Origin of the sequence: Actinosynnema sp. NPDC059797, assembly GCF_042732085.1 — a bacterium.
Classification (GTDB): domain Bacteria; phylum Actinomycetota; class Actinomycetes; order Mycobacteriales; family Pseudonocardiaceae; genus Actinosynnema.
Window position 1 is genome coordinate 1 of record NZ_JBHWIE010000358.1, and the last position, 7,043, is coordinate 7,043.

At 69.8% G+C, this 7,043-nt stretch carries 6 protein-coding genes; 1 reads left to right on the top strand and 5 read right to left on the bottom strand.

The genetic code is table 11. From position 1 onward, the window contains the following. Window positions 1-750: 750 nt before the first annotated feature. Together ACFV4N_RS36965 and ACFV4N_RS36970 are read right to left on the bottom strand one after the other, a co-directional pair. Window positions 751-1,794 carry a helix-turn-helix domain-containing protein gene (locus ACFV4N_RS36965; RefSeq protein ID WP_499677319.1) on the bottom strand — a complete coding sequence of 348 codons (1,044 nt, stop codon included), beginning with the start codon at window positions 1,792-1,794 and terminating at the stop codon, window positions 751-753. Beyond that, window positions 1,791-2,411, bottom strand: a complete 621-nt coding sequence (locus ACFV4N_RS36970) for a hypothetical protein (protein ID WP_499677320.1) — start codon at window positions 2,409-2,411, stop codon at window positions 1,791-1,793. The genes ACFV4N_RS36965 and ACFV4N_RS36970 overlap by 4 nt, the downstream gene beginning before the upstream one ends. A gap of 1,001 nt (window positions 2,412-3,412) precedes the next feature. Between ACFV4N_RS36970 and ACFV4N_RS36975 the strand changes: the two genes are divergently transcribed. Further along, entirely contained in the window at window positions 3,413-4,459 is a 1,047-nt protein-coding gene (locus tag ACFV4N_RS36975) for a 50S ribosomal protein L11 methyltransferase (RefSeq protein WP_499677321.1), read from the top strand. Between the two features lie 59 nt (window positions 4,460-4,518). Here the strand turns inward: ACFV4N_RS36975 and ACFV4N_RS36980 are convergent, their stop codons facing one another. The 3 genes from ACFV4N_RS36980 to ACFV4N_RS36990 form a co-directional block, all read right to left on the bottom strand. Next, window positions 4,519-5,739 (bottom strand): hypothetical protein, encoded by a 1,221-nt coding sequence (locus tag ACFV4N_RS36980; protein WP_499677322.1) that lies wholly within the window; start codon window positions 5,737-5,739, stop codon window positions 4,519-4,521. Window positions 5,740-5,979: 240 nt separating this feature from the next. Beyond that, window positions 5,980-6,534 carry a hypothetical protein gene (locus ACFV4N_RS36985; RefSeq protein WP_499677323.1) on the bottom strand — a complete coding sequence of 185 codons (555 nt, stop codon included), beginning with the start codon at window positions 6,532-6,534 and terminating at the stop codon, window positions 5,980-5,982. After that, window positions 6,531-7,043 (bottom strand): hypothetical protein (locus ACFV4N_RS36990; protein ID WP_499677324.1); only part of this gene is annotated, 513 nt, incomplete at its 5' end. The genes ACFV4N_RS36990 and ACFV4N_RS36985, both read right to left, overlap by 4 nt.

Here is a 7,043-nt window from a genome sequence, read left to right on the forward strand (position 1 = left end):
GTAGTGCGGCACGCCCAAGCGGGCCTGGCGGCCCGCGGGCGCACCGCGCAAGGAAGGGCGCCGGTCCCGACGTCGGCGAGGAACGGCCAGCGACCCCCGAAGGCGACCGCAAAAAATCACAAGATGCGCTCGCCGCGCGGCAGGCCAGCAGGATGACCGGGACGGCACCGCCGGTTCAGCTACCAGCGTGGGCCGGGACAACGTGTCATCCCGCCGACCTCCCCGAGGGCAACCACACGCGCCAAGGGGGAGTCCCAGCCCAACGGCTCAGCAGCGGCGGAAGCTTCCCCCTTGACACGCGCGGTTGGGACAAGCCAGGTCGGCGGGATGACACGAAGCCCCTCGTCGGAGGAAAGGCGACCAGTCTGTGTCTGCTACTTTAAGTCGCTGGCAGTAACCGAGACTTTCGGCAACTTGCGCTAGCAAGGTACGTGCCTGATCGAGTTGGGCACCTTATACTTCGAGCGCGGCACCCCTGAGCAGCGCGTGAGTACTGCACACGGATACTGACCTGCGCCGAACGCACGCACGACGTGTCGCCTCCGGGAAAGGCGTACAACGTGCTCGCCGCCGTCGAGTTCGACACGGGGCGACGACTTCGAGGCTAAGCAGGACGCGTGCAAGGCCGTCCAACTGTGCCGCCGGGTGTGCGACGTGACGAGAGAGGCGGCCGCGTTCAACCTCTTGGTGCGACCGTCACGCCGGGCCATACAGCACGACGGAGCGGGAGAGGCGTGCTTGCCGCGGGCACTAAACAAGCTGTAGCCGACTGCGCGTTGGTCGGAATGGATGATCAGGTACTGACTCGTCGAACCCGGCGAGGCGATCGATCTCTGCTTTGCTATACCCTTTCGCTGCCAGAGCTTCTCCGATCGCGCGTGTAAGCGTAGGTGTTTCCTGCATCAACTCATCGCTCAGCGGTTCTCTGGTTCGCCAACCCCGCGCACTCAACGACTTGTAGAGGTTGGTTCGTTGAGTTGCAGTGATCAGGCCGAGATGGTGAGCGCGTTCGATAAGTGCTTGCATCGAAGTTCCCCACTCTCGTTTCAAGTCGTGCAACCTGCCAAGAGTGAGTGTTCGCAACTGTGGGCGAATCATCTCCGTCGGCATGAGGAATTCGCCTGCGAAGCGGTTAGCCTCGTCCTCCATTTCGGATGAAACGTTTTCCGAATGCAGTACAAGGTGTGCAAGCTCATGGGCAAGCGTCAGGCGCTTGCGATCGGTCGGAACTCGATTGTTGATCATTATGACAGGGTAGTCGTCAATCCATTGAGAAAGGCCGTCAACTCTGGCGGTGCCAAAGTCTTCCTCAATTACGATGCAGCCAGCGGCTTCGAGCCATTGGGTCAGGTTGCGAACGGATCCGACGGGCATGCGCCACTGCATGCGAACGATGCGTGCGGCAGCTTCAGGTGTAGTCTCGACAAGGTCAAGCTGGGGAACACTCTGTTCTGCACGCACGGAGACCTCTTCATAGATCTGCCTTGCGTGCATTCTGTACATGTTGAGCTGAGATTCCAACTGACGCCAAACCGTCGGTTTTGCGGTCTGACGGCGGCGCATATGCGCTTCTACCGCCATCCCTCCGCGCACGCGGCCTGCAACACGGAGAAATTCTGGCGTCACGCCAAGAGCTTTAGCGAGACGTGCCAGCACTTCGTCGTCTGGCTCACGTTGGTCATTCTCGTAGCGAGAGAGGGCGGCTTGAGTAATCTCAGCGGCAAGTGCCAGATCCTCTTGAGTCAACCCTCTGGCGCGGCGCGCAGTTGATAGCACCAGGCCAAAGTCGTTCATTTCTTATCATTCCCGGTTTCCTCAACGTCGTCACCCTCGACGTCGACCACCGGAGGTGCCGGATCGATCTTGGGAGGCAGAGGCGACACAGGGGTAGCTCCGGCAGCACCGGGCTCGGGCAGCTCCTCGAGCCAGACCACCTTGTCGCGGTCCTCTCGCAGTGAGATGACCGCAGGGCCGATGCTGCGAGCCTCGGGATCCCAGACATACCCCATAATTAGTCGGATCTCTTCAAAGCCTTCCAGCGGTTCCTGAATTGGAACCTGTTGCAGGAAGTCGAGCGCGGTCTGCGTCTGGTAGGTGCTGACGCCGCCGGTCTCGGTGTGCCGCTTAACTCGGAAGCGGTACCTGATTCCGATCCGCATCTCCCGATGGGGTTCTTGGTCGTGGAAGTGCACCTCGTCCAACCCGTCGAGGTGGACGCCAAGGTGGTACCAGAGCCGATCATGAATCCAGTTCGCCAGACCTCGCTCACTGTGCGTGCCAGCGAAGCCGGGAAGCTCCTGACGGTACGTCGCCAGGTCCTTCCTGGTGTTGGCGACGGCGCGCGCGAAGCCCTCCGTCACTTTGGATCCAAGATCGTCGATCACCTCTACGGCTGACGGGTGCGACTTCATGGCCGAAAATATACCAGCTTTCATGTCAAGCGACCCTGCCCGGACGGGTGACGATCACGTCACGTTGGCCTTCTTGGCATGTCTGCGCCGGGTGGGTATGCACCCTACGTGTTGCCGCATGTGCAGCTGGCGATCAACGCGGGCCGCAGGAGTGCGGCCAGCATGTCGTGCCTGCCGCTTGACCGCAACACTGACCGCAACGGGCCCTGCGGTGACAGCTGTTCGGCACCTCGACCGAGCGTATCCGGCTGGCTTATAGGTATGGCGCGGCTGGGGTGCTGGTTGCTGGCAGTGTGATGGTCGCGAGCTGTCGAGGCGGCCGAACACAGTTGGAACGAGCGCCGAGTGGTCCACTAGGAGCGGTGGTCTGGGCGCTCGGCTGCCGCACCTGTGGACAGCTCGACGCCTTGACGGCATCGACCAGCCCACAGGCTTGCCCACGACAGGGGTGGAGATCATCTCCATGCCTTACCCCTGCGAAACGATGGCAGACGACCGTGGCGAACGATCGATAACGCTCAACCGGTACGGAGCATTAGCGCAGGTAGAAGCAGATGTCGACCGGTCATGGTGAACGATGACAGGCGTCTCGCTCTAATCCCGAGGTCGCAGGTTCGAATCCTGCCGGGGGCACGCGAAGCGGCTGGTGTTCACGCGGGTGGGCACCAGTCGCCCCGGCGTTCGCAGGGCGTCCTGGAAACGGGTGTTCGCCCCGGGCGGTGGCTGGTACGGTCTCGCGCATGATCCCCGGCTCGGTGGTGTGGCGCGGCCCGTCCGACTGACGGCTGTTCGCGCACGACCGAATCGAGCCGTCTTCGGACGGCCGCACGCCTTGATGGCCCCCGCCCGCCGAAGGCGGCTCCCCCTGGCTGGGAGTCCCGGTGGAGCACCACCTCGTTGACCGCACTGCTCGACCTTTCCTCCGTTGGCGGGAAGACGGCCGCGTCCGGCGGGCCCGCTGGGCCGCCCCGAGCCGTTTCCCGATCCCCGAAGACGTCGTCGTGGCGGGCGACGAGCTTCGCGCCGACCGTGCCTTGGCGCTCGCGCGCCGGAACCGGGCCGTGCTGTGGCGGGGCGACTACCGCAACGCGCGGCAACTGCTCGACGCGATGGGGCGGCGGCTCGACCGGCGGCCGGTCCGGCGCGACGGCACCCCCGCCGACCTCTTCCACCGGCACCGGTGGGCCGCGGCCCCCCGCGCCCGCGTGCTGAGCCGGGTGCTGGTCGAACTCGGGCCCGGGTACCGCCTCGACCTCCCCCACGCGCCCGACGTGTCCCTGGCGTGCCTGCTCGTGCACGGCCCGTCGCACGAGCGGCTCGTCACCCCCCTGACCGAGCTCCACGGCGTGCTCGGCGCCCACCGGTGGCGGGTCCGCGGGGTCCCGGTGCCCGCGCTGGGCGGCACGATCCACCCCCACTACGGCGTGTTCGCCCCGACGCGCCAGGAGTACCTCGACCTCGTCGCGACGGCGCCGTGGCCGCGGCCGGCGACCGCCTTCGACATCGGCACCGGGACCGGCGTGCTGGCCGCCGTGCTCGTGCGCCGTGGAGCCGGGCGGGTCGTGGCCACCGACGTCCAGCCCCGCGCGGTCGCCTGCGCCCGCGACAACGCCGCCCGGCTCGGCCTGGCCGACCGGATCCGGGTCGAGCGGGCGGACCTGTTCCCGGCGGGGCGCGCGGACCTGGTCGTGTGCAACCCGCCCTGGCTGCCCGCCGTCCCCGCCTCGCCGCTCGACGCCGCGATCTACGACCCCGGCTCGCGCGTGCTGACCGGTTTCCTGTCCGGGCTGCCCCACCACCTGGCCCCCGGCGGGGAGGGCTGGCTGGTCCTCTCCGACCTCGCCGAGCGGTTGGGCCTGCGCACCCGCGACCAGCTGACCCGGATGTTCGCCGAAGCGGGCCTGAGGGTGGTCGACCGGCTCGACACCCGTCCCCGCCACCGGGCGCACCGGCGAGCGGACCCCCTGGCCGGGTTCCGGGCGGACGAGGTCACCTCCCTGTGGCGGCTCGCGCCTTCGCCCGGGACCGCGGCGGGCGGGCACGCGTGACCGGCGGCTCACCGCCGCACGGGACCCGGGTCGGGCGGGGGCGTTCGGGGAAGGGGCGGTCACGCGGTCCGGCAGCAGGTGTCGGCGTGGCACCGCCAACTGGTCGCGGAGCCCACGGTGACCAGGGCGGCGTGGGCGAGGAACTCGTCGCGCCTGGCTCTCTCGTCCAGGTGCGCGCAGTCGCAGGGCGCGGCCGGCATCACCTGTTCGTGGTGGGCCAGGCCCATGTAGCCGGGTGGGATGCCCAGGCCGTGCGCGATGGCGGTGAGGGTGTCGTAGTCCTCGACCGGGTCGCCGTCGAGCACGCGGTCGACCTCCTGCGGCGGCCGGCCGGTCAGGTCGGCGATGCGCCGGGCGGGCACGCCGTGGTCGAGCAGCAGGCGGTAGGCGGTGGTGATGTCCCGCGACGCCAGCGCGGCGCGCATCTCGTGCTGCTCCCACAGGTCCGGCAGGTCGGGGCGCGCGCGGACCGGGCGCACGGCCCGTTCCCGCACGGCCGGGCCCGGCGCGGTGGCGGCCAGCCACTCGACCCAGGCCCAGTCCGGCTCACGGGTGGTCGTCGTGCGCCCGCCGGTGGTCAGGGCCACGCCGCGCACGGTGTCGTGGAACTCGTGCGGCACCGCCGCGGCGCCCGCGATGCCGCAGGCGGAACGGGTCAGGATGGCGGCGACCGACCGGCTCGGCGGGCCGCCCCGCCAGTACAGCTCCAGCACGTCGCCGACGACCACGCCGTCCAGCCAGGCCGCGCCCCGCCACAGCGGGAGGCGGCGCAGGACGCCGCTCATCAGGCCGGCGGGCGGCGGTGGCGGCGGTGTCGCCCCGGACGCGGGTGGCGCGGGGAGCTCGGCGGTGGCGCGCCGCCAGCGCTTCCGGGTGACGCCGAGCAGCCTGAGCTCGCCGTCGGGCGCGCGCAGGTCCAGGTGGTCGCGGCCGGGGTGGGCGCGCAGCCCCGGCACGCCGCGGCCCTCGGTGGTCGGCAGCACCTCGGCGAGCAGGTGGTCCAGCGCGGTGTCGTGGACCTGGAGGCCGACCAGGCTCGAGCTGAGCTGCACGCGGTTGATCAGGGAGGTCGGGCGCAGCGGGTGGCCGCGGCGGCGCAGGCCCGCCATGGCGCGGACGGCCGCCCGGAGGAACTCGGCCTCGACCCGTTGCTGGCCGGGGGTGGTGGCGGAGGGGACCAGCTCCCGCTCCCGGCCGTCGGCGGCGCGCTGCCGGCGCACCGCGTTCGGGGTCTCGCCGGTGCAGCGGCACCGCCTGCGCAGATCGGAGCTTGTGAACACGAGGAACCTCCGGCCGCCGCCCGGTCGGCGCCACCGGGTCCGCGCACGCCGAACCACGGGGTGGAAGTGGGGATGCGGGCACGCCCACGCGGGACGGGCTTTGGAGGCACCCGCTCCAACCGGGTCAGGAGGAGCCTCGGCGGCAGCCGCACCTGCCAGGTCACGAAACTACAACACCGGCAGGTGCGGCGGTCCGCTGATCACCCGAAGGTGCGAACAGGAGCAGCGCGGGGCCGCTCGCTACCCGTCACGCTCCTCCCACGCCTCGCGCACCTCCGGCACCAGCCCGGCCAGGAACTCGGCGCGCTCCCCGGCCGCCGCGGCCGCCTCCTGCTCCACCCACTCGACGACCTCGCGCGAATCCCCCGCCATGGCCATCAGCAGGAACTGCATGTCCTCGAGCTCTTCCGGCGCGGCGGCCGCGAAGGCCCTCCGGATGTGCGGTGAGGACGACAGGACCCGTGCTCGCACGTAGTCCTCGACGCCGACCCGCTCCTCGTCGACGACCACCTGCTCGCCGGGCGCGGAACCGAGGTAGATCTCGTTGAGCAGGAACCAGGCGTCCCCGAACAGCCGCCCCCCGCCCTCCAACCGGGTCAGCAGGAGGTCGACCACCGCCGCCGCGCCGGACCGCAGGTCCCGCTGGTTGGCCACGCGGGCGTAGGTGGTGCGGAAGGCATCCCGCCGCACCTCGGCGTCGTCGGAGTGCAGCCGGGCCACCAGCCCGGGCAACTCCGAACCGTCACCGACCGACGTGCGGAGCAGCGACCAGTCCCAGCGCGTCGTCGCGTTCACCAACCCCACGCACCTCCCGGCTCGGCACGGGCGTCGGAGGGCATCTGGCCCGGGTCGATCCTGCCCTGGCAGCGTACGCAGACCTCCGGGCTCCGGCTGAGCGGGCTGCCGACGCCCTTCCAGTCGTTCGGGAAGCGGGGAGCGCTGTACACGATGTCCTCGCGGCGGGAGCCCTTGCCCATGAGCGCTTCGCACGCCCTGTCCTCGGCGCAGTACTCCCCGTCGTTCGGGACCTTGACGCCCACGGCCGTGTCCCCCGTGCGGCGGTCCACCGCACCGACGATCATCGACGCCGACCTGTTGACCTGGTTCTTCGACCCGAGGGACGCGTGCATCCGCGCCAAGCCCTCGTCCCGGACCCGCGTCGCCGACTCGAAGCACTGGTCGAGCGGGAGCAGGTCGTCGTTGTGCGTGAGCACCGCGGTCGCGCCGACGCCCACGTAGTACGTGTGCAGCCCGTCGACCGTGAGGTTGTGGACCAGGCGGTCCGGGGAGAGCGCCCGCGTGCC

Bases quoted from the DNA above. Each gene is read 5' to 3' on its own strand.
- ACFV4N_RS36970 (WP_499677320.1), bottom strand. From the start codon at position 2,411: ATGAAGTCGCACCCGTCAGCCGTAGAGGTGATCGACGATCTTGGATCC.
- ACFV4N_RS36965 (WP_499677319.1), bottom strand. From the start codon at position 1,794: ATGAACGACTTTGGCCTGGTGCTATCAACTGCGCGCCGCGCCAGAGGG.